This window comes from Flectobacillus roseus, assembly GCF_030056595.1.
Lineage (GTDB): Bacteria > Bacteroidota > Bacteroidia > Cytophagales > Spirosomataceae > Flectobacillus > Flectobacillus roseus.
Genome location: NZ_JASHIF010000004.1, coordinates 566,759 through 588,662, shown reverse-complemented (window position 1 = coordinate 588,662; position 21,904 = coordinate 566,759). Strand labels below are relative to the sequence as shown.

The window sequence follows — 21,904 nt, the reverse complement described above, 5'->3', positions numbered from 1 at the left end:
CAGATGATAATTTTAATTCCAAAGTCTGGTCTGTACAAACAGGAAAATATTATGACTTTTTAAAAGATGAAAAAAATATTCGCTACGCTAATTTTTCCCCAAATAGTCAATGGCTCATCACAAGAGATGTGAATGATAATTACAAAGTCTGGTCAGTACAAACAGGAAAATATCCAGACTTTTTAAAAGATGAAAAAAATATTCACGACGCTAATTTTTCCCCAAATAGTCAATGGCTCATCACTACAGATGATAATTTCAATTCCAAAGTCTGGTCTGTACAAACAGGAAAATATTATGACTTTTTAAAAGATGAAAAAAATATTCACGACGCTAATTTTTCCCCAAATAGTCAATGGCTCATCACAAGAGATGTGAATTTTAATTACAAAGTCTGGTCTGTACAAACAGGAAAATATTATGACTTTTTAAAAGATGAAAAAAATATTATCAACGCTACTTTTTCCCCAAATAGTCAATGGCTCATCACTACAGATATGAATGATAATTACAAAGTCTGGTCTGTACAAACAGGAAAATATTATGACTTTTTAAAAGATGAAAAAATTATTATCGACGCTAATTTTACCCCAAATAGTCAATGGCTCATCACTAAAGATGATAATTATAATTCCAAAGTCTGGTCTGTACAAACAGGAAAATATCCAGACTTTTTAAAAGATGAAAAAATTATTCGCTACGCTAATTTTTCCCCAAATAGTCAATGGCTCATCACTACAGATATGAATGATAATTACAAAGTCTGGTCTGTACAAACAGGAAAATATCCAGACTTTTTAAAAGATGAAAAAATTATTCGCTACGCTAATTTTTCCCCAAATAGTCAATGGCTCATCACTAAAGATGATAATTTTAATTCCAAAGTCTGGTCTGTACAAACAGGAAAATATTATGACTTTTTAAAAGATGAAAAAAATATTCGCTACGCTAATTTTTCCCCAAATAGTCAATGGCTCATCACTACAGATGATAATTTTAATTCCAAAGTCTGGTCTGTACAAACAGGAAAATATTATGACTTTTTAAAAGATGAAAAAAATATTCGCTACGCTAATTTTTCCCCAAATAGTCAATGGCTCATCACAAGAGATGTGAATGATAATTACAAAGTCTGGTCAGTACAAACAGGAAAATATCCAGACTTTTTAAAAGATGAAAAAATTATTCGCTACGCTAATTTTTCCCCAAATAGTCAATGGCTCATCATTAAAGATGATAATTATAATTCCAAAGTCTGGTCTGTACAAACAGGAAAATATCCAGACTTTTTAAAAGATGAAAAAATTATTCGCTACGCTAATTTTTCGCAAGATAGTCAATGGCTCATCACTAAAGATTTGAATTTTAATTCCAAAGTCTGGTCTGTACAAACAGGAAAATATTATGACTTTTTAAAAGATGAAAAAAATATTCACGACGCTAAATTTACGCAAGATAGTCAATGGCTGGTAACATGGGATGGTATAATTCCAAATTTTACAGCCATAGTCTGGTCTGTGAATAAAAGAGGACAAGCTGAGTTTTTAAAACAAGAGCGTAAAATTAGTGGAGTCGCCTTTTCAGAAAACGCCCAATATTTATCCATCAAGCAAGAAGATAAACACCAAGTAAAAACCTACGAAGTAGCCACAGGCAAATTATTCCAAACTTTATGGTTAAATAAAGTGCCAACACAAGTACATATTCTTGATAATCGTTATCTCTATGTCACCGTAGGCAAAGCGATTGTTAAAACAGATTTACAAACAGATCAGGGTCATATCATGAGTTATGGCGATGGTGAGGAGTTAGATTACAAATACGAGGAAATACAGGAATGGATCAAAGTTTTTGGAGATAAATACCTCTTGCCTCTGGATGAGGAGATCAAAAAAAAATACGGCATTAAATAATTTGTTATCAAGTCATTTTACATTTTAACACTAAAACTTCTTAGCTATGACTACTTGGGGAAAATTAGAACATCGTTTTGGGAGTGAGCAAAAACGTAAAATTCTTGCCTTAGACGGTGGGGGCATCAGAGGAGTTTTAACCTTGGAGATTTTGCTAGAACTCGAAAATCAACTCAGAGAGTCTTTGGGAGGAAATTCAGATTTTAGGCTTTGTGATTTTTTTGATTACATCGGGGGCACAAGTACTGGGGCTATCATTGCGGCAGGCTTGTCGAGAGGCATGAGTGTAAGCGAGTTGCTTCGTTTCTATGAAGAGAAAGGTGAGGCGATGTTTGATAAATCGTTTTTGCTAAAAAAGGTGAAACATTTTTACAATGATGGTCCCCTGCTCAAAGAGTTAAAAAAGACTTTTGGAGAAGGTAACATTGATTTGGCAACTGGTGATTTCAAATCCTTGTTATTAGTCGTTACTATGAACAGAACGACAGATTCTCCTTGGCCTGTTACCAATAATCCTTTTGCCAAGTACAACCATCCCTCTCGTCCAGATTGCAATCTTAAAATACCTCTTTATCAGTTGGTAAGAGCGAGCACTGCTGCGCCAGCTTATTTTAAACCAGAGACACTCCAGTGGGATTCCAACAATCCCGAAAAAACATTTGTGTTTGTAGATGGAGGCGTTACACCATACAATAATCCTGCATTTTTAATGTATAGAATGGCGACTCAACCTGCTTACAATTTAAACTGGAAAACAGGTGAGAAAGAATTATTAATTGTTTCTGTAGGTACAGGATCTTGCCCAATACCAGGTGTTTATAACAATGTTATTAAAGTAGTCAAAAAGCTTCATAACAACTTGATGTATGCCATGCAAGTAGAACAGGATACCATTTGCCGTACAGTAGGTCGTTGTATTTTCGGAGAATCCATAGATCGTGAGTTGGGAGACATGATTCCCAGAGATAACAATGGGAATGAATTAACACTTGATGTCGATTTGGGTAAATCCTTCAGTTACGTGAGATATAATGCAGATATTAGCCAAACTGGGCTGAATACAATAGGTCTAGGTCATATTGATAGCGATAAAGTCAGTAAGTTAGATTCAACCAAAAATATATCTGATTTAAAACAAATTGGTCGTATAGTGGGTAGTACACAAGTAAAGGTAAGCTCACAATTTAAACATTTTATACCCCAAAAATAATTCATTGGAATTAACACATTATATCCTCTTTTCTGGTCATATGATAGACAGAGAAGACAGAGAAAGCCCTAGATTCACCGCATCCAAGGAAAAAAAAGTCATAGAGTCTATGCGTATTCAACTAAAGGGAATCATAGGTTCACACCCAAGTTCTTGTATAGGTATCGCTGGTGGAGCAGCTGGTGGAGATATTATTTTCCATGAAATTCTCATTGAGTTTGGAGTATCCAGCCAACTATATCTAGCTTGTCCAAAGGAGGCATATAAAGAAAAGTCTGTTTCGTATGCAGGAGATAATTGGATAAAAAGATTTGATAACCTCACTCAGGTTCTACCAGTCCATATTCTTGACAGGATTGATAACGAATCTGATAACATTTGGGAACAAACCAACCAGTGGATGTTTGAAGAAGCCTCTAAAGCAGGAAAATCAAATTTTACACTCCTAGCTCTCTGGGATGGCAAAACTGGCGACGGAAAAGGTGGAACATCCCACATGATCAGCATCGCCAAAGAAATAGGTGCAAAAGTGAAGATTATTGATATTAAACAGGTTTAGCAATTAGGGTATCAAATTTGATTGAATTCAATCTTGTCAGTACTCTAACGTTACAATCTTGAAAATAAAAAATTTGAGAACTTTTAACAAATGTGAGGGAATGTCCTATTTATAATTTGGGTTTGGTATTAAATTCACTCTGCTGAGAATTTTAAAGATTATATAAATAAGTGACTGAGCGTATATTGATACAGGTGTATTTATCGTTTGGAATTATGTTATCGCAATATTTGTTTTAAGCCGAAACCATATTAAACAATGGTAAATCTCAAAGGGCAGCCAAAAACAAATTTACATAGATAATATTTAATGGGTTCTATTGCCAGCTTGTAGCTTTCAAGCTTCTATTGCTATTTATCGTTGTACTCTATAATAGAACTTAGCGATTTGACCTTTCTTATAATTGTTATTTACAAATCGGGAATTATTAAAGGAAGAAATAAAGTTGAGGGAATCCAGACTTAAAAATATATCATCTCTGTGATTATATAAAGAGTCTCCCATGACTATAATATCAACATCTATCGTTTCTTTAGGGATGATGACAGACATGGTACAATTACCGTTAGTATCAGTTTGAGCATGAATAGAAAAAGAATTTAGAAAACTGAATAAACCTATTCGCTTAGTACCCCAAAAGGCAAATCTAAAATCTTTTATAGGTCTACCTTTGGTATCTGTAACATTCAGTTTAACGGTTGTTGGAGTTGTGATTTCTTCTTCACAAGAGGATAGTGATAACAAAAGAAGAATGGCGAGTGATTTAAGAATTGTAGATTTCATGAGAAATATTTAGGATAAGTTTAAAACCAATGTATGGAAATTTCTGAAAAGTGAAATTTTCATAGAAGTTTAGAATTTGCTTAGGAGCTTATGTACTCTCACAATTTAATGTATTTAACTCTGAGACAACAATTTTCACAGGCAATATTTAACCAAAGAGTTTGTGTTTTGAAGCTAAATTAATTGTTCACAAAATCAACAAAACAAGTAAAATAAAACTTTGGTAATTGGTACAAGTTTTATTTCGATTTTATAAGGACTAAATAAGATTCATATAATGCATAGTTCATGTACCAATTAAGGGTCGATTAAAGTACAAAGAATTACAAATAAGAAAAGCCCTCCAGTAAAACCGAAGGGCTTTTTCTAACTTAATAGTTCTACACCTATTGTATTTAAAACGAATTAAATCAAATAACGTCACACAAGTAACAAATTTTTATTTTTTGGTAGCAAAAAGGTAATGGCCAGCTCTACTGCAGACAACTGTTGTAGTTGTTTTTGCTACCAAAAATTTCACAAGCTTTGCCTGATCAGGACGATATCAGAAATTAACAATCTAACTATTGCTACCAAAACCACTAAAATGAAAAAGACAATCATCATTATCGCAACAATTGTATTAGCAGTAATTACGTACTTCATTGGAAAATCGAAGGGATGGTGGAATTTATTTTCTAGCTCCACAAATCCTTCTTACAACAAATCAAGTACTTCGAACACTCTAACCAAAATTTCTAATAAAATCAGGGGAATTGATACCACCATTAATGAATATGGAGTTGATACTGCAACTGTTCAAATAAATTGGGAGGGAAAAGACGTGTACAAGATTAAGGATTCAAAACGACCTACGGGGCAATTTGCTTTTGGTTTTCTTTACGATGGAACAATTGTATATCAATACCAACAAAATGGTACATGGATATTCAGCACTGATCCTTATATACCAGAAACCAACCAATACGGCATTGATACTAAAACCATTATAGACTATTACAATGGTATTCCTATCTATCAATTTAGTAATGGTACGAGACCTGATGAAGTAGCAGGATACCTTGAAGATGGAACCTATGTATATGAAAGATGGGTAGATGAAGGTACTCCTGAGGAGCGGAAGGAGTACTATTGGTAAAATTTGGCATTAGTTATCAAATCGACATATGTCATAGTTAGCTCAACCTTGGATAATTCATAGGTTGAGCTAAGTGATTAATTCCACACTGTTCTGTTCGAAATCACTAAAGTGGATTCAAGAAACCCCTCCCCTATTCGCATTTCAATTCCACATGGTTCAATCCGAAGAGTATTGGCCAAGCTATTGGAGATTAGAAAAAACTTGTTTCAATTCCATACAATCAATTCGAAGAAGAAAGGCTCAAGTGTTTCACTGGTATTTACTGAAATGTTTCAAATCCACACGGTTCAATTCCAATTTTTATCAAACGTGTATAAAAAGCCCGCCCAGTCTGGCTTCAATTCCACACAGTTCAATTCAAAGTAAAGAGGATAAATTAGGGCTTTATTTTGAAGATGGGTTTCAATTCTACACGGTTCAATTCGAAGTTTTTGGCTCAGCAAGCAGTAAGTACAGCCTTGGCAGGGTTTCAATTCCACACGGTTCAATTCGAAGGTTGTTGGGGGTAATTAATGTGTGGTAATCGTGGAAAAGTTTCAATTCCACACGGTTCAATTCGAAGATGTTGCAGTGATTGTAACGGTTACGCCTGTACCCGCGTTTCAATTCCACACGGTTCAATTCGAAGAATGCCATTAAAGATATTGTGCCATCTGCTGTGACGTTTCAATTCCACACGGTTCAATTCGAAGTCTAGTAGCAGAAATATACCGCACCTTCAATTCCCGTTTCAATTCCACACGGTTCAATTCGAAGAGGGAAGTTAATGATGGGAAAAGAGAAAGAGGTTATATGTTTCAATTCTACACGGTTCAATTCGAAGCGAAGAAGTGAAAGTAATTAGAAGCGTGTCGAACCTGTTTCAATTCCACACGGTTCAATTCGAAGTGAGCAATTAACAGAGGCTATACTTGATGGAGCCAAGTTTCAATTCCACACGGTTCAATTCGAAGACACAATGGCAAAAGGTAATAACAAAATCGCTAAGATGTTTCAATTCCACACGGTTCAATTCGAAGAGCCATACGGGGTCAAATCCAGCGCAAAACACATTGAGTTTCAATTCCACACGGTTCAATTCGAAGATTTCAGCAAATTATGTCTGAGATTGACCCGATGAAGTTTCAATTCCACACGGTTCAATTCGAAGTTTTGGCGCAAATAATAGCAGGCGAAGTTTCAGAGTTTCAATTCCACACGGTTCAATTCGAAGTTGAAGAATTTTCTTCATCCTCTAAAAAATAAGAGAAGTTTCAATTCCACACGGTTCAATTCGAAGATTAATCTCAGTTACCCAGCCAGACAGATTCAACATGTTTCAATTCCACACGGTTCAATTCGAAGAGAAATTGAAAAAGGATATAATCAAGATCCTGTTTTGTTTCAATTCCACACGGTTCAATTCGAAGTTGTCGAATGTTGAATTTGGCTTAGTGGTAAGTTAGTTTCAATTCCACACGGTTCAATTCGAAGCGAAGAAGTGAAGGTAATTAGAAGCGTGTCGAACCTGTTTCAATTCCACACGGTTCAATTCGAAGCATCCGCACTCATTCAGGTCGTTACGTGAATGTATTGTTTCAATCCCACACGGTTCAATTCGAAGCTGCAAACAGACGATTCACACTAAAACCGTCGGATGCGTTTCAATTCCACACGGTTCAATTCAAAGAAGAACACCCCAGTTCGAATCGCAGCCGTGACGAAGTTTCAATTCCACACAGTTCAATTCAAAGAAACTCAGTTTCTACGGGTGTAATCTACGCGGGGGAGTTTCAATTCCACACGATTCAATTCAAAGTTCCATTTATTCATCACTCATTCTTCATTTGTATTCTGTTTCAATTCCACACGGTTCAATTCGAAGTGGTGTTCCTCAGGGACGTGTTGAAGGGTATTTTTTGTTTCAATTCCACACGGTTCAATTCGAAGAAGACCTCCTAAACCTAAGCGCCGATGATTCGAAAGAGTTTCAATTCCACACGGTTCAATTCGAAGGAAGATTTACTATTAGTAGAACAATGAGTAGGCTTGTTTCAATTCCACACGGTTCAATTCGAAGTGTTAGCAAGTATACAGGACGAAAAACGCCTTGCTAGTTTCAATTCCACACGGTTCAATTCGAAGAGGACAAGGCAGAAGAATATCAACGTAGTGCATCTTACGTTTCAATTCCACACGGTTCAATTCGAAGTAGCCAGATTTGTAAAATTAGGAAGCGTAAACGAGTTTCAATTCCACACGGTTCAATTCGAAGAGCGAAAGACAACCTCATTAACATTAAACTATAACTAGTTTCAATTCCACACGGTTCAATTCGAAGAAAGAGTAGGGGTAATTTTTAAATTTTCAAAGCGAGTTTCAATTCCACACGGTTCAATTCGAAGACCTGCCTACTAACAATGGCAATTATGTACATCCTGGTTTCAATTCCACACGGTTCAATTCGAAGAAAAAAATGGGCAGCGCCTAACTCAAAGCCAACAATGTTTCAATTCCACACGGTTCAATTCGAAGCTAAGGAGCTGGCAAATGAGACAACTGTTAAACCAGTTTCAATTCCACACGGTTCAATTCGAAGTAAACATTGTAGACCGCATTCTATACGTTTCAGATTGTTTCAATTCCACACGGTTCAATTCGAAGGGTGTTACATCGGGAGTACAAAATGACTTCAATATGTTTCAATTCCACACGGTTCAATTCGAAGTCTACTCTTTTTATCCTGTGTTTAAAGATGGCTCAATGTTTCAATTCCACACGGTTCAATTCGAAGTATTATCGCTGGACTTGTTGCTTTAGGCGGTCTAACGGTTTCAATTCCACACGGTTCAATTCGAAGATTGTACTCGTAAACTGGCGCATAGTCCTCATCCACGTTTCAATTCCACACGGTTCAATTCGAAGTGTTTAGACATTCTAAGAAAACAAGCCCTAGAACTGTTTCAATTCCACACGGTTCAACTCGAAGTGGATGATTTTGATCTAATAATTGCAAGTATAGACAAGTTTCAATTCCACACGGTTCAATTCGAAGACCTTAGCGAGTAAAAAACTCCCTGACAAACTCAAGTTTCAATTCCACACGGTTCAATTCGAAGGGAAAGGACTGTTAAAATAATATCTTTCATGCTTTGTTTCAATTCCACACGGTTCAATTCGAAGTTCAATCGTTGTGGTGTGCTCAGCAATCTGCCAAGTCCGTTTCAATTCCACACGGTTCAATTCGAAGTTTTGTAATCTATTCTCGCTAAGCTTAGATTTCAAGTTTCAATTCCACACGGTTCAATTCGAAGTTGCTAGGCATCAACAGCAAAGGCTCAATGTAAGCCGGTTTCAATTCCACACGGTTCAATTCGAAGTAAAAGAGGCGTCGAAGCCTGCGCCCGAAGCTTTAAAGTTTCAATTCCACACGGTTCAATTCGAAGTATATAAGCGTCTATAATTTCTTGCGCGTTACCACGTTTCAATTCCACACGGTTCAATTCGAAGTTCAGAAAAAAATGAAGGGAGATGCTGGGGGCGGGTTTCAATTCCACACGGTTCAATTCGAAGGGTGGCGACCCACTTTATAACCTTACGCTCAATTCTTGTTTCAATTCCACACGGTTCAATTCGAAGTTTCAAATATTGGTTTTTGCGTTATGGCTTGCAAGTTTCAATTCCACACGGTTCAATTCGAAGGGTGTAACACGCCGTATCAATTGTAGCAGCCAATTTTGTTTCAATTCCACACGGTTCAATTCGAAGTTGCTACCTCTAAGCACAGCAGCAGTGGCCGACCTGTTTCAATTCCACACGGTTCAATTCGAAGACAAGAAATTAAATCTACACTGTTGGGGGGAGTCCGTTTCAATTCCACACGGTTCAATTCGAAGCAACTATAAAATTTCCAATTGGAATCTTATCACTGTTGTTTCAATTCCACACGGTTCAATTCGAAGTGATAGTAGATTTCTTTATCAATTCGGGTGCGTCGTTTCAATTCCACACGGTTCAATTCGAAGTCAATTTTTGCATGAAAGACTACATTTTCAGCAGGGTTTCAATTCCACACGGTTCAATTCGAAGATACGGAGGAAATCAAAATATTCCTGCATCATATCGGTTTCAATTCCACACGGTTCAATTCGAAGAATCTAATGCTTCATTTGATGCAATTATCCCAAAGTCGTTTCAATTCCACACGGTTCAATTCGAAGTTAACTGGTTGTGAGCTTGATAAGGACTATTACAAGTTTCAATTCCACACGGTTCAATTCGAAGCAGAAAATAGTCTAACCAACACACAGCAAAAAGTCTAGTTTCAATTCCACACGGTTCAATTCGAAGAAAAACAGGATAAAATGACTAGTAAGACAAACAAAGTTTCAATTCCACACGGTTCAATTCGAAGATTTTCATCATATAGTAGAAAAGGTACCCGATTTTTGTTTCAATTCCACACGGTTCAATTCGAAGGTGGATAGTGATTTATTTATGCAAGCTTACCAAAAATAGTTTCAATTCCACACGGTTCAATTCGAAGTTTGGAGCCTAAAAAGAGCCGAAACGGTTACGGATGTGTTTCAATTCCACACGGTTCAATTCGAAGTATTTTTAAGATTCTATTTGCTTTACCACCATTAAATGTTTCAATTCCACACGGTTCAATTCGAAGAGGCAAAGAGTTTAACTATACGGGAAAAAGTATACTCCGTTTCAATTCCACACGGTTCAATTCGAAGGAGAATAAATACGATACCAAACTCAAACAAGCGTAGTTTCAATTCCACACGGTTCAATTCGAAGCTTTGAAATTTGTGTTTCGCTAGCTATGAATGACTGAAGTTTCAATTCCACACGGTTCAATTCGAAGATACAATCAACGTCACTTACTAGGGAGTATCAAGCGTTTCAATTCCACACGGTTCAATTCGAAGGGTGCAATGGTAAGAAAATTACAGTGGTAGTGTGGTTTCAATTCCACACGGTTCAATTCGAAGCACTACCTGAATAGGTCGTGTCCCCTTCTGGACATGTTTCAATTCCACACGGTTCAATTCGAAGTGATTGAACGTGAGTTTATTAGCAAAAATCCTGCTTCGTTTCAATTCCACACGGTTCAATTCGAAGGTGGTTAGGGGGGGTTTCGGAATCGGGTCAAGTAAAGTTTCAATTCCACACGGTTCAATTCGAAGTGTGATGAAATTTACTTGCTCGTCTGATTTACTACCGTTTCAATTCCACACGGTTCAATTCGAAGGCTTAGTAGTGAAACTAACCAGTATGGCAAAACACGGTTTCAATTCCACACGGTTCAATTCGAAGTTGAATATACGTAACAGTTCGTTTTAGGTTCGCCCTAGTTTCAATTCCACACGGTTCAATTCGAAGGGGTAACGTATGCTAATACAGATGGTGCAACCAATGTTTCAATTCCACACGGTTCAATTCGAAGTGGAACACCCAAACGGTGTGCCAATCTCCAAAAATCAAGTTTCAATTCCACACGGTTCAATTCGAAGACAGTAGTACTGTATGCGGGTATTCTTTCGAAGTATCGTTTCAATTCCACACGGTTCAATTCGAAGATTCGCCGTCCAGTACCGCTTTGGTAACTGTGAATTGGTTTCAATTCCACACGGTTCAATTCGAAGAAAGGTTTTCATACAAGGAAGTTTGAACATGGCACTGTTTCAATTCCACACGGTTCAATTCGAAGTTTACACTTGTTTGAAAATTCGTTTAAACTACTTCCGTTTCAATTCCACACGGTTCAATTCGAAGCCGTTAAAAATAGCCTCTAGTTTTTAAATCAAGGGCACATTTAACGATTTTTATTTAACTTTTAGTCGTCGACCTTCATTAATATGATTTATATGGGGATTCGACGACATTTGATATTCAATCAGTTAACTTAAATGCTAACCTTTAGAAGTCAATTATTATCAAGATTTCAAGGAACATTTCTGACATCGACGACGTCTAGTGTAGGTTTATTCTTCAGTAACAATATTTGTAAACCCACATCCCATTGCACAGTATTTACCAAATCCACCTAAATATCCAACTGCTAGGACATTCTCTGGTGCAGTTACTTCAAATGTGAGGTTTTCAAAACCAATTATTTTGATTTGTTGCTTACCTTTTCCTTCTTTAACTATCAAACCTTTACGTTTGATGTTTTCAGGATTACTAACAAGCTTCCATTGTATAATATTTTGAACCAAATTAGGGTCTAAATCAAAAGATTTAGTTTTCTCCAAAGAACGATACTTATCCCAAAGATTGATGGAAAATAGTCTTTCGTATCTACTATCAATTGGCGAAATATATTCAGTTATCCCATTTTTCTCTTCAGCCAATACCATTGGAGAATCTACTTTGAAAATTTTTGTAACAGTCTGAGAGTGATTAAAGTGTAAAGCTGGTATTTGCAAAGACTCAACTCTTTCGACGATAAAATCTGCTTTATAATCCATATTGAAAAGGCTCAGCTCTTGAGACTGAAACAATCCAATCATGAAAGCTTTGGCAGCAGAATCGACACAAAATGATAAGGTAAGGAAGATAGTATCTAAAGATAGTTCAATGTGTTTATCTCCTTTTTGAATTGGTTTTGTTCGTCCAAGTTGTAAAGAGGAGAACGTAAAATGCTTGAAGGACTTTTTACTTTCTCCAATTAGGTAACCTTCATCATGAAGAAATTGACTATAATCCTTGTCAGACCTCGCCAACAAACCATATATCCATGCCTGAAAGGCATACTGATAGTTAAAAATCAAAGCCTGTTTATCACGTACTGGCTTTAGGTGTAATTTTATTCGCATCGAAATTGGTTTTTCTATGTAAATACCAGAAAGAATCGCTAAAGAGTTGTTTATTTTTGATTAAACTATTATTCTTGATAACACCCCATAATTATAAAGAACACCTTTCCCGATTGCGATATCAGAAGGAACAATAATATTAGAAGAAAACGAGATATTAAAGGCTCCGGTTTGTTCTTCATCAAGTTGTTTCGGCAGTAAAGTATTTCCTTTATCCTCAAATGATTCTATCTTAACCCATACATCATTTGTAAATTCTTCCATATTCATGTCCCTAAGAAATATGTGAATGTCAGAACGTATCTTTTCCTCAATAATTAAAAGTCTTTGAACCAAACCTTCTACGGAATTCCACTTAAGATATTCAGTCTCACTAAAGGGAACATAGTAGTGTAACTTATAAAAGTATTTATCCTCGGAAATCTTTACGTCTAATTCTTCACTTTTCAGAGATACCAGTTGCATCTCCTCTGGAAATTCATACATATTTTCAGCAACAAAATTACTTATTGCATCTCCTCCTTCATTTATACCAAATAAACTTGCCTTCCCCTTAAATAATCTATATTGTATCCTAGGGTAGCCCATTAACTCTTCACCCTCATGATTAAGGTGATGAAAAAGTCTATTCTGCCAATTCAACATATCATTCACTAATGTGCGAAAAAATTTTATCTCACTATTCCGCATCGGAAAATTAGAAAAGGTAAATAATTTAGTTGTCAAAGTTTTGGAGGATTAATAGGTTCTCTTGATGATACAAATTGGATTTTCATCCAGCCCAGTGGTTGATTATTCGATGTCAATACTCTCGTTGAGGGAAAATCCTCTGAATTTTCGCTTTCCATAAATAATTCTATTAGCTTTCCGTAAACAGTTTTGTCTACTTGCTTTACAGCTAATGCCATAGAGTTATTTAGAAAATGTTTACCAAAACCTATTCTGATAATTGCCTCATCACCTTTGTTTATTTCAGATTCCAATCCTTCATAAAAGCTTTTTAAACTAACATTTGAAGTATTACTTAATTCTTCCTTGATAAAATCCTCCGAAAACCTATTGATAATCTTGAACAAGGTTTTATACATTTCTTTGCTTTGAAGAAATTTCAAGGACGGATGAAAGATTTGATTCAATTTAAAATTATTGGACGGAATTTGAATTTGAAAATCAAAGCGGGTATCAGCTTCGATGGTTTCAATCAAGAATGGAATAGCCTCGTTAGCTTTTTCATTGTAAATATTTACTCTTTTTATATATTCGACAACTATTGACTGATTATCAATTGAAGGAGTATCTAAAACGCGTAGATAAGATGAATCGTAAGGAATATCGTCATAAATAGGTTTTCGATTATCATCCAAATACGGCTTTCCATTTGAAAGCATCCTTTGTTTTTTACTAGGAAATAATTTAGCTTCTAAAGATTTGGTAAATTCGTTCTCAATTTTAATTCTGGCTTCAGTAATCTCTCTTTTCGAAACACTTAAAATTTTACTCTGTTTTTCACTTAAGTTTTGAAAGTTTAGAAATCTAATGAAGTTTATTATTGGAGAATTATTGCTGGAACTAAATAAATTCTTCTGTTCATTACTAAAAAGGTTACTAGTAACAATATCTTTAGTACATTGTTGTATTTTTTTTTCTAAGTTAATACAAACTTGGTCGATATACTTTACAAACTCTTTCAACTCATTCTTACCTTCGCTCATCAACCAATTATATAAAATGGAGGACTTGATTGCTCCTTTCATGGTACTGCCAGAGATATAAGGGCAATTTCTAGTTTTTAACAATCCTCGTAATGATAATGAATGCCCAGGTTCTAAGCCACGAATTCTATATTTTTCACCTGTCATTAAAGTTTCAATATCTACTTCCAATGTATCTTGTACCAGTTTGGAAAAGTTGTCGCGAAAACTATTATTATACATTCCATCTTGCATACCTTGAATAAACGCATCAATTTTAACATTGTCTATTCCTTTCAAACTGTTCAAATCAAGATAATAGAGATAATCATTATCATAAATATATTCTGAAAAGGAAGTTACCGCTTCTTGTTCATTACCAATTGAGATGGGCGATAAGGTTTTAATTTTGAAATGATAAGTATGATTTAACCCTGCCATTGTTTTGTCCAGTTTTCGTGAATAGGTAATAAAAATCCTTTGCCATAACGCAAATATTCATCCTGACTTCCTTGCGGTTTAATGCTTGGATTATGCCCGATAGGTAAATCATTTTTTACTAAAGCACCTTCTTTAATCATTCTAATTTGCTGTAACTTATATCCAGCATTTTCATCAGAGCCTAGTCTTCTTCCACCTCGAATTACAGTAGAATAGTAATTTATCCTGTTGAGCTCATCCAAATTGTATGGAGAAATTAAGGACGCAGAACAGAGAAAGGTTGCTGAGGGTTTCAATGGATTGATTGTAAACTCTTCTGCACTTACGCCCCAAAATTTACCACAACCAGTCGAACGTTCACCTCCTAAGCCAAACTCCGGTAGCAAACTAATTACTAAATCTAGTTTTTTCTTCCATTCTACTGGTAAGTCATGTTTTAATAAAAAATAGAAATGAACAGAAAGTCCAAATTGTTCTAAGTCTTGGATTTGAAGGTTTGATTGTGTGTAGAGAGTATTCTCTTGTTTATCTGTATGAACCCTATTTTTGGTTAATGAGCCAATGTTTGCTAAGGAAAGTTCGGTATGAAATTTAGCTTTTAATTTTACTTTTTTTATTTCCTTAATCTCCTTATTAGTACAGACAAATTTATTTCCTAAAAGTACTGTATCATCTGTTAAAAATAAGTCGGGATTAATCCCTCTTTCCCATACACTTTTTGATACAAATAAAACTTTTTTCTGTTTCTTGAAGTCCTCTGAGGTATTATTTAATATACCTAATACTTGAGGTTTAGGCAGAAAGAAAATACTACCATTATCGCCTCTAAGACAATAACAACCAGATGAAATCTGTAAATCGTATAGCTCTAAAGCAGTAATGAAATCATCAGTATCTGAAAATGTTCTATTGTAAATATTAATAATAGCCGAAAAAATCGTATCAGCATGAGGAATTAGTGAAGTATGATTTAAACGAGTATCATCTATACTATATTCCCCAAAATGGTATTGAGCAAAAGGCCTACTCTCAAGAATAATCGCTTGTGTTAATCCCATACAAATCCATTAGTTAGAGGTGTTCCTACTTTATTATAAATTTCGCTTTCAATTTTATGCTGAGTTATGGACATTTTGTCTTTACAAAACTCAATTTTACCATATCCTCTTGAGCCACAACCACCTAAATAATCATCTTCTAATAATTGTAATGCTAACTTTATATGCTTTAAATGGCTCTGATTCTCAGATGAAAGATTATCTTGATTTTCAGTTTTGGTGACGTGATTATATTCATCATAAACTAATTCAAAACTAAACTCAGAACCCTCTGGTACACGTTCTACTTCTCGTGGATGAATTGCTCCACCTTGCATTCTTTTGATTACGTTTTCCCATTTTGTTTCAGTTAGAGGTTCATTCTTTTTCTCACTTTGAATCAATGAACAATCTCTCACTAATAGCCTAGTACGAAATTGCCCATTTTCTTTACCTGCAGAATCTCCAAAAATTTCTTTAATTATATCAACATCATTCTCTACACGAGAAGAACCATAATATCTTGCTAATAAGGAACGCATTTTCCCTTTTAGTGAACTTCCTGGTACAAATGGAATCCCCTTACTTCTAACTACACTTAGTTGAGGAGTGCCTAATTCAAAATCGTTGTTGCCAGCACCAATTCTTAAGCCTGTTTTAACCTTAAAAGTCCCCTTAATTATTATTTTTGATGTAAGTCTCATATTTGCTATTTTTCTGAATGATAGAATTTATGGTAATGTAAAAATGATGTAATAAACCTTCTCATGTTCTCATGTTCAGTAGTGGTCTTGACTTCGCCTATTAGCTTTAGAAGTTTTTCAATGAGAATCCTTGTCTCTATCTTTATTTGCTTTGCGGTTACAAATGCTATTTGAGGTCTAATTAATTGCAATTCATTAAAATCTTTTGTCTTAGAAATTAAGTCAAAAAGAATACGAACTTGACCATTTGATATATACTTCCCATCAGATTTCACAAAGACTTCAAATTCATTCATGAAACTGATTAATTCGTTATCTCGTAGGTTATCAGAAGCCAAGATATTCACAGTGTTATCTGTAATAAACTTACCAATTGGTGGTTTGTCATAAGATGCCATATATTAGTTTATTTTTCGGGTTGAAAACTCAGCTAAACGTGCTGCAATTGGAATTATTAATATCTCTGTTTTATTTCCTTCATTACTCAATGCATTTTTCAAATAATCTTGATAAGTTTCTTTTAAGCCATTAATAAAAACTTTATCGATTTTTTCGGAACGTAAGTCATAGATAAATCGGGTAAGAGTTGTTAACTGATACCTATTTCTAACTAATTCTCCATATACCTCATGTGTTTGTTTCAAACGAGATAGAATACTCTTAGGTACTTTCTTGTACAATATTCCATCAATAATTTTTTCACTTTGAGCATTAGCCTTTTTCCATTGACTCCAATCTACTGTATGATTAAAAATGTTTAGTGCATTTTTATCTGTATGATCCTTGGCGTTTGCTAGCGCTTCTTCTGCAAGATTTGAGAAACTACTTACTGGATATGTAGAGGTAACAAATATCAGCCCTGCTGAAAAGGTTGGTAACTTTTTGATAAAGTCAAGTTCGTTAATTCTATTTTGAAAGTATTTATCAAACTCTTTTTTAAGCAGTAAACTAAATTCTTTTATTGCATCCCATGAGCCTACCAAAAATGCATCATCTCCTCCAGCAAAAATTACTGAAATGGAATCCTTGTATTTATATGATACACCTTTGTTTGCAAATTTATTAATATCCTCATTTTCAAAAAGTTCTTTTAGTTTTTGCTCAAAAAACCCTCTTAATAAACTTGAAAATATTTTACTGTCATCAATGGTCTGAATTTCTCTGATAATTCCCCCTAATCCATCAAAATCTAACTTTAAAATTCCAAGATTATTAGTACCTGTTCTTTCATGAGCAAAGTTTCCTAACCAGTTATACGATATTGTATTGTATAACGTAAAATCCGATTTTTCATCTTCTGCAAGGTCTTGTATATAAATACTGTCTTTATATTTTTCTATTAAATCTTTTGTCCATTTTGGAACTTGAAAGTTGACAGAATTTTGCCAGTTTGGAAATTTATCTAAAGAAAATATCTCACCAAATTTTCTAACTTGGTATTTAAGTTCATTTCGCAGTAAATGTTCAGCAATCTCTTTACCAAAATCTTCTTTATCTATAACCTGATCAGCTTTATCATTGACTTTAATTGATTTTGCTTTAAAGAAGTATTCCCAATCATCAAATCTATTCAATGCTTTTTCCTGCGCACAAGCATTTAATAATTGTAAATTTTCCCCATAAGACTTTAGAGGATCATACACAATACTGCTAATGATTAGCATTATTCCTTCGTCCTTTAAATCTTGATGAATGCGCTTTTCAGCTTTAATAAGCTGTTCTTTTTTATCTACAGGAATGAGTAAATAAAAATTACCCCCACCATTATAAACAGTGTGCAATTCCTTATTTGAGGTAATACCAGTATTGGTGTAAATACACTCAATAGCTAATTCGGCAAGAATTTGGATATAAAACGATTTCCCCTTTAAAGTTTTTGCAGCTCCCTTTGATTTTGTGTTGAATATAAACTCTTGTATTCCTGAAAAATCTCCTTTTACAAGTAACTTATTATGTAAGAATTCTGTAGTGTAAGCAGACATATTTTAGTTGTATTTTAATAGGTTCATAATATTGCCAATAACTTGTGAAGGAAATTTTGAGCTACTTACTTTATAATCAAAGCTCTTTGCAATATCATCTGGAAATAAAGAACTTCCGAAATAGAAATATTTTACATCTTTAGAAGAAGATTTTAAGAATTCTACTATTTTATTCATTTCTACTGACTCTGAAAAAATTATCAAGTCATATTGTGAAGCATCAATCTGTTTGTTGAACTCCATAGAAAAAATTTCTTTAAAGGAATTTCTTCTTAGTAAAAGCTTAAGCGTATCATCTTGTATATCTCCATTAGTAAAAATTAATATTTTGGTTTTTTGTCTAATATCTATATCTCTTTTAACATCTGATGATATTTTTGATAATGTACTACTTTCATCTCGGATGACCTCTTCAACTTTTTCTTTAGCTTTATCTTTAATCCAGAGCCATCCACCAATACCAAGAGTACTTAAAAACGAAAGAAATAATATACAATTTTGATAGAGGTCATCATGCTTTTCAATTGTTCCTTCTGCTTCTTTGAGTTTTTTTTGAATACGTTCTAGGTCTTCATTAATATATTTTAACTTTCGGTCGCCTATTTCTCCAACCTTTGTTTCTAGATTTTGAATTCTGATAGAATCAACTTTAGAAAATGACTTAATGTGCGTAATTAACACTAAGCAAATTAATAACATACTATATTTCGTTCTCATATTGATTTGATTACGTTAGGTTTCCAATTGTTCCAAACCCCAAACTAACTCCCTTACCCAAGCCTATATACTCTGGCAATTGGGCGTTGGTGCGGAAGGTTAGGTCGAATGCCGTGAGGCGCTGACCTTTGTATGGGACTAATTTTATTTTCTTTATTTCGTCAATACGAAGTTGGAGTGTTTGGTCTACTTCCCAACCAATACCTTTGGCAAATGATATAATATTTCCTTTGAGTATCGATTCCAAGAACCCTATTCTGCTCAACTCATCTTCTATTTCTTGATACTTTTTATAGTTGTTTTCGTTAAGTGCTATCCAGTTATTAATGCGATATGATTGCACTTTTCCGAAACCAAGTATATGTTCAACAAGCTTGATTTGCTGTAAGGATAATTGTAATGTCTTTTCTTTTAATACTAGGGATATATGCGGATGCGTAAAAAGTAGCTGAGTATTTTCTCTTGGAATATTCACGCAGACCAATACAGGCTCTTGCACAATACGTTTGTATTGTACTTGTGGATATTGGTATGAATATGTGCTCTCGTTTTGGTGATTATGGAATAGTTGGTGCTCATTTCCAAAGGTTTTTATCACAGCTCCACGAAAAGCGGGAAGCTCAGGGGCTTCAATACTTGGTGTATAATGGGCGGTTAGAATCTGCAAGGTCATAAAACAAAAAAAGCCCCGCTAAGTGTAATATACGCTTAGTTAGGCTACTGCATTTATATTAAAGTTTCGTCAATCAAGGTTCTGGGTTTACTAAGTTTACTATTTACCCAAATGTAGAAAATAACCAGCAGAAAATAAAACTCTTTCAAGAATTCTGATTTTTCGGCTGCTTATACAATACTCAATCCTTGTTCTTTTGGAAGTACCACTCTGACTTCTAAAATGGAAGTTTACGAAGATTTTGGTCAAAAAGAGTCTCAATCCTTGTTCTTTTGGAAGTACCACTCTGACAGGAAGGAAATGTAATTGGAGGAAAACCTACTAAATTTGTCTCAATCCTTGTTCTTTTGGAAGTACCACTCTGACTCTTTGACGGTGTGTTTGTAGTAAATTCGTTTACCATGAAGTCTCAATCCTTGTTCTTTTGGCAGTACCACTCTGACCATATCATTTAACAATTAAAATAAATTTCCAACTTAGTCTCAATCCTTGTTCTTTTGGAAGTACCACTCTGACTTTGATGTTCATGAACCTTTACAGTTGATTCCTAACAGGTCTCAATCCTTGTTCTTTTGGAAGTACCACTCTGACATATTGTACACGAAGATGGTTGTTTATATGAATTTGTGTCTCAATCCTTGTTCTTTTGGAAGTACTACTCTGACCTAATGTAGTTAAATGTGATTGATGTATTATACTATAAAGTCTCAATCCTTGTTCTTTTGGAAGTACTACTCTGACACGATTTCAACGAATTAATCCGAGAGTTTGATTCTTTCGTCTCAATCCTTGTTCTTTTGGAAGTACTACTCTGACCCAATCTTATGGATTTAAGCAAAGGTAAAGACCTTCTGCTGTCTCAATCCTTGTTCTTTTGGAAGTACTACTCTGACCCTCAAAAAAAGGATTTGGTAGGCATTCTCCTTTGTCTCAATCCTTGTTCTTTTGGAAGTACTACTCTGACTCAGGCAATCTTACAATTTATCCAACAATTTCCTGACTGTCTCAATCCTTGTTCTTTTGGAAGTACTACTCTGACCTTCTTAAAGATTTCCTCAATCGATAAAATTCCTGCCTTGTCTCAATCCTTGTTCTTTTGGAAGTACTACTCTGACAGACACTAAAATTAACTCACTAATAATCAATTACTTAATCAATAAAATATTTAAAAATTTATATTTAAACATTGATTAATTACATCAAAAGATGTACCTATCTTGATTATCTATAAACAAATATACTAAATATTGACTTGGCTTTTATTAAAAATAGCCACAATATTGAACTCAATAAATGTAGAATCTGATAGGGGAAATCTATCAGCTACCAGATAACTAAATTCAATAATGCTAATATTTTACCATTAAGAGTATGATAAACAAAAAACTGGATTTTTCTAGCAAGCAAGGGGTGTGTTATCATAAAAGAACACGTTTTGTATTTTTAAATATTTTTATTATCCAAAAATACAAAACGTATTCAATAAATTATGAAGGCTTTAGATTTTTTATTATTTCAGTTTCAAGGTCATCATAATACTTTTTGAACATTAGCTCTAAAAATGCATTGCAACAACAACTTATTCTAACTTCATCTCCGAGGACTTCAAACTTTGCAGGAATATTATGCTCCTTGCATCTTTCCTGATTAATAGACATTCCTATTTTTTCAAAATCTATATTCATGGATTTACAATCATTAATCTTTTGTCAATAAAAAGGTTTGGCTGATTGTATTTTTACCATCATCAGACGTCAATTCAAGCTTTAAGTTTTTTCCAATCAGCTTGCCGCTACCTGTCGCGATGTAGTTTTGCCCTGAAGAGTTAATAATTGAATTGACAGTTAGTTCTGTTTCACTGGTACACTTAACATCTGGTATAGTAATAGAGTTAGTTCCTTGTTCTATTACTTCCGAACCCTGAGTAAGAACATAGGTATTGGATGCAACCATCTTAACTTGATTTTCGCCCGACTTGGTAATAAGAAATTTGTAAGTTCCCTTGGTTCGATAAAGATTTGACCCCCATTCATCGTAATTCTGAGTATAAGAGCCCTGAAAGTTGGTGGTGTAGTCTGGTGAAACATCCTTATTACATGCTACACATAAGAAAACTAAAGATGATAGAATGATTTTTTTCATTTTGAATTTTAATGGTGTTTTAAAATTTGTTGTAAATTAAAGTTTAGTTGGTGTTAAAACATCGTTAAATGAAGTGGATTTAAAATTGCAAAAATTTGTAAA

General features: G+C 34.5%; 16 protein-coding genes and 2 CRISPR repeat arrays. Of the genes, 4 read left to right on the top strand and 12 right to left on the bottom strand.

What is annotated here, in order from left to right; genetic code table 11:
• From QM524_RS07005 to QM524_RS06995, 3 genes are all read left to right on the top strand, one after another.
• Positions 1-1,913: WD40 repeat domain-containing protein (locus QM524_RS07005; protein ID WP_283344017.1), on the top strand; the 1,913-nt coding region annotated here is incomplete at its 5' end.
• 46 nt (positions 1,914-1,959) lie between these two features.
• Entirely contained in the window at positions 1,960-3,123 is a 1,164-nt protein-coding gene (locus tag QM524_RS07000) for a patatin-like phospholipase family protein (RefSeq protein ID WP_283344016.1), read from the top strand.
• 109 nt (positions 3,124-3,232) lie between these two features.
• Positions 3,233-3,682, top strand: coding sequence for a hypothetical protein (locus QM524_RS06995; RefSeq protein WP_283344015.1), 450 nt, complete (start codon positions 3,233-3,235; stop codon positions 3,680-3,682).
• Between the two features lie 354 nt (positions 3,683-4,036).
• Here the strand turns inward: QM524_RS06995 and QM524_RS06990 are convergent, their stop codons facing one another.
• Entirely contained in the window at positions 4,037-4,465 is a 429-nt protein-coding gene (locus QM524_RS06990) for a hypothetical protein (RefSeq protein WP_283344014.1), read from the bottom strand.
• Between the two features lie 586 nt (positions 4,466-5,051).
• On the opposite strand from QM524_RS06990, the gene QM524_RS06985 reads away from it, so the two are divergent.
• On the top strand, positions 5,052-5,603 hold the full coding sequence (locus QM524_RS06985) for a hypothetical protein (protein ID WP_283344013.1): 552 nt from the start codon (positions 5,052-5,054) through the stop codon (positions 5,601-5,603).
• A gap of 272 nt (positions 5,604-5,875) precedes the next feature.
• Positions 5,876-11,372: direct repeats of the CRISPR family, unit length 29 nt; unit sequence GTTTCAATTCCACACGGTTCAATTCGAAG.
• A 209-nt stretch (positions 11,373-11,581) separates the two neighbouring features.
• Here the strand turns inward: QM524_RS06985 and cas6 are convergent.
• From cas6 to QM524_RS06930, 11 genes are all read right to left on the bottom strand, one after another.
• Positions 11,582-12,415, bottom strand: coding sequence for a CRISPR-associated endoribonuclease Cas6 (cas6, locus tag QM524_RS06980; RefSeq protein ID WP_283344012.1), 834 nt, complete (start codon positions 12,413-12,415; stop codon positions 11,582-11,584).
• A gap of 60 nt (positions 12,416-12,475) precedes the next feature.
• On the bottom strand, positions 12,476-13,141 hold the full coding sequence (locus QM524_RS06975; RefSeq protein WP_283344011.1) for a CRISPR-associated endonuclease Cas6: 666 nt from the start codon (positions 13,139-13,141) through the stop codon (positions 12,476-12,478).
• Positions 13,138-14,547 carry a type III-A CRISPR-associated RAMP protein Csm5 gene (gene csm5 / locus QM524_RS06970; protein ID WP_283344010.1) on the bottom strand — a complete coding sequence of 470 codons (1,410 nt, stop codon included), beginning with the start codon at positions 14,545-14,547 and terminating at the stop codon, positions 13,138-13,140. The genes QM524_RS06975 and csm5 overlap by 4 nt, the downstream gene beginning before the upstream one ends.
• Positions 14,535-15,605, bottom strand: coding sequence for a type III-A CRISPR-associated RAMP protein Csm4 (csm4, locus tag QM524_RS06965; RefSeq protein WP_283344009.1), 1,071 nt, complete (start codon positions 15,603-15,605; stop codon positions 14,535-14,537). Before csm4 ends, csm5 begins: the two co-directional genes overlap by 13 nt.
• On the bottom strand, positions 15,596-16,288 hold the full coding sequence (gene csm3 / locus QM524_RS06960; protein ID WP_283344008.1) for a type III-A CRISPR-associated RAMP protein Csm3: 693 nt from the start codon (positions 16,286-16,288) through the stop codon (positions 15,596-15,598). The genes csm4 and csm3 overlap by 10 nt, the downstream gene beginning before the upstream one ends.
• A gap of 5 nt (positions 16,289-16,293) precedes the next feature.
• Positions 16,294-16,686: a type III-A CRISPR-associated protein Csm2 gene (gene csm2 / locus QM524_RS06955; protein WP_283344007.1), complete on the bottom strand. Its 393-nt coding sequence runs from the start codon at positions 16,684-16,686 to the stop codon at positions 16,294-16,296.
• 3 nt (positions 16,687-16,689) lie between these two features.
• The gene (locus QM524_RS06950) at positions 16,690-18,270 is read right to left on the bottom strand and encodes a Cas10/Cmr2 second palm domain-containing protein (protein WP_283344006.1); all 1,581 of its coding nucleotides are present in this window, start codon (positions 18,268-18,270) and stop codon (positions 16,690-16,692) included.
• 3 nt (positions 18,271-18,273) lie between these two features.
• Positions 18,274-18,987, bottom strand: coding sequence for an NARF domain-containing protein (locus QM524_RS06945; protein ID WP_283344005.1), 714 nt, complete (start codon positions 18,985-18,987; stop codon positions 18,274-18,276).
• Positions 18,988-18,997: 10 nt separating this feature from the next.
• Positions 18,998-19,660 carry a CRISPR-associated endonuclease Cas6 gene (locus QM524_RS06940; RefSeq protein WP_283344004.1) on the bottom strand — a complete coding sequence of 221 codons (663 nt, stop codon included), beginning with the start codon at positions 19,658-19,660 and terminating at the stop codon, positions 18,998-19,000.
• A gap of 177 nt (positions 19,661-19,837) precedes the next feature.
• Positions 19,838-20,775: a CRISPR direct-repeat array (repeat unit 38 nt; unit sequence TGTCTCAATCCTTGTTCTTTTGGAAGTACTACTCTGAC).
• Positions 20,776-21,147: 372 nt separating this feature from the next.
• Entirely contained in the window at positions 21,148-21,345 is a 198-nt protein-coding gene (locus QM524_RS06935; RefSeq protein WP_283344003.1) for a hypothetical protein, read from the bottom strand.
• A 13-nt stretch (positions 21,346-21,358) separates the two neighbouring features.
• Positions 21,359-21,802, bottom strand: coding sequence for a hypothetical protein (locus QM524_RS06930; RefSeq protein ID WP_283344002.1), 444 nt, complete (start codon positions 21,800-21,802; stop codon positions 21,359-21,361).
• Between the last annotated feature and the right edge of the window lie 102 nt (positions 21,803-21,904).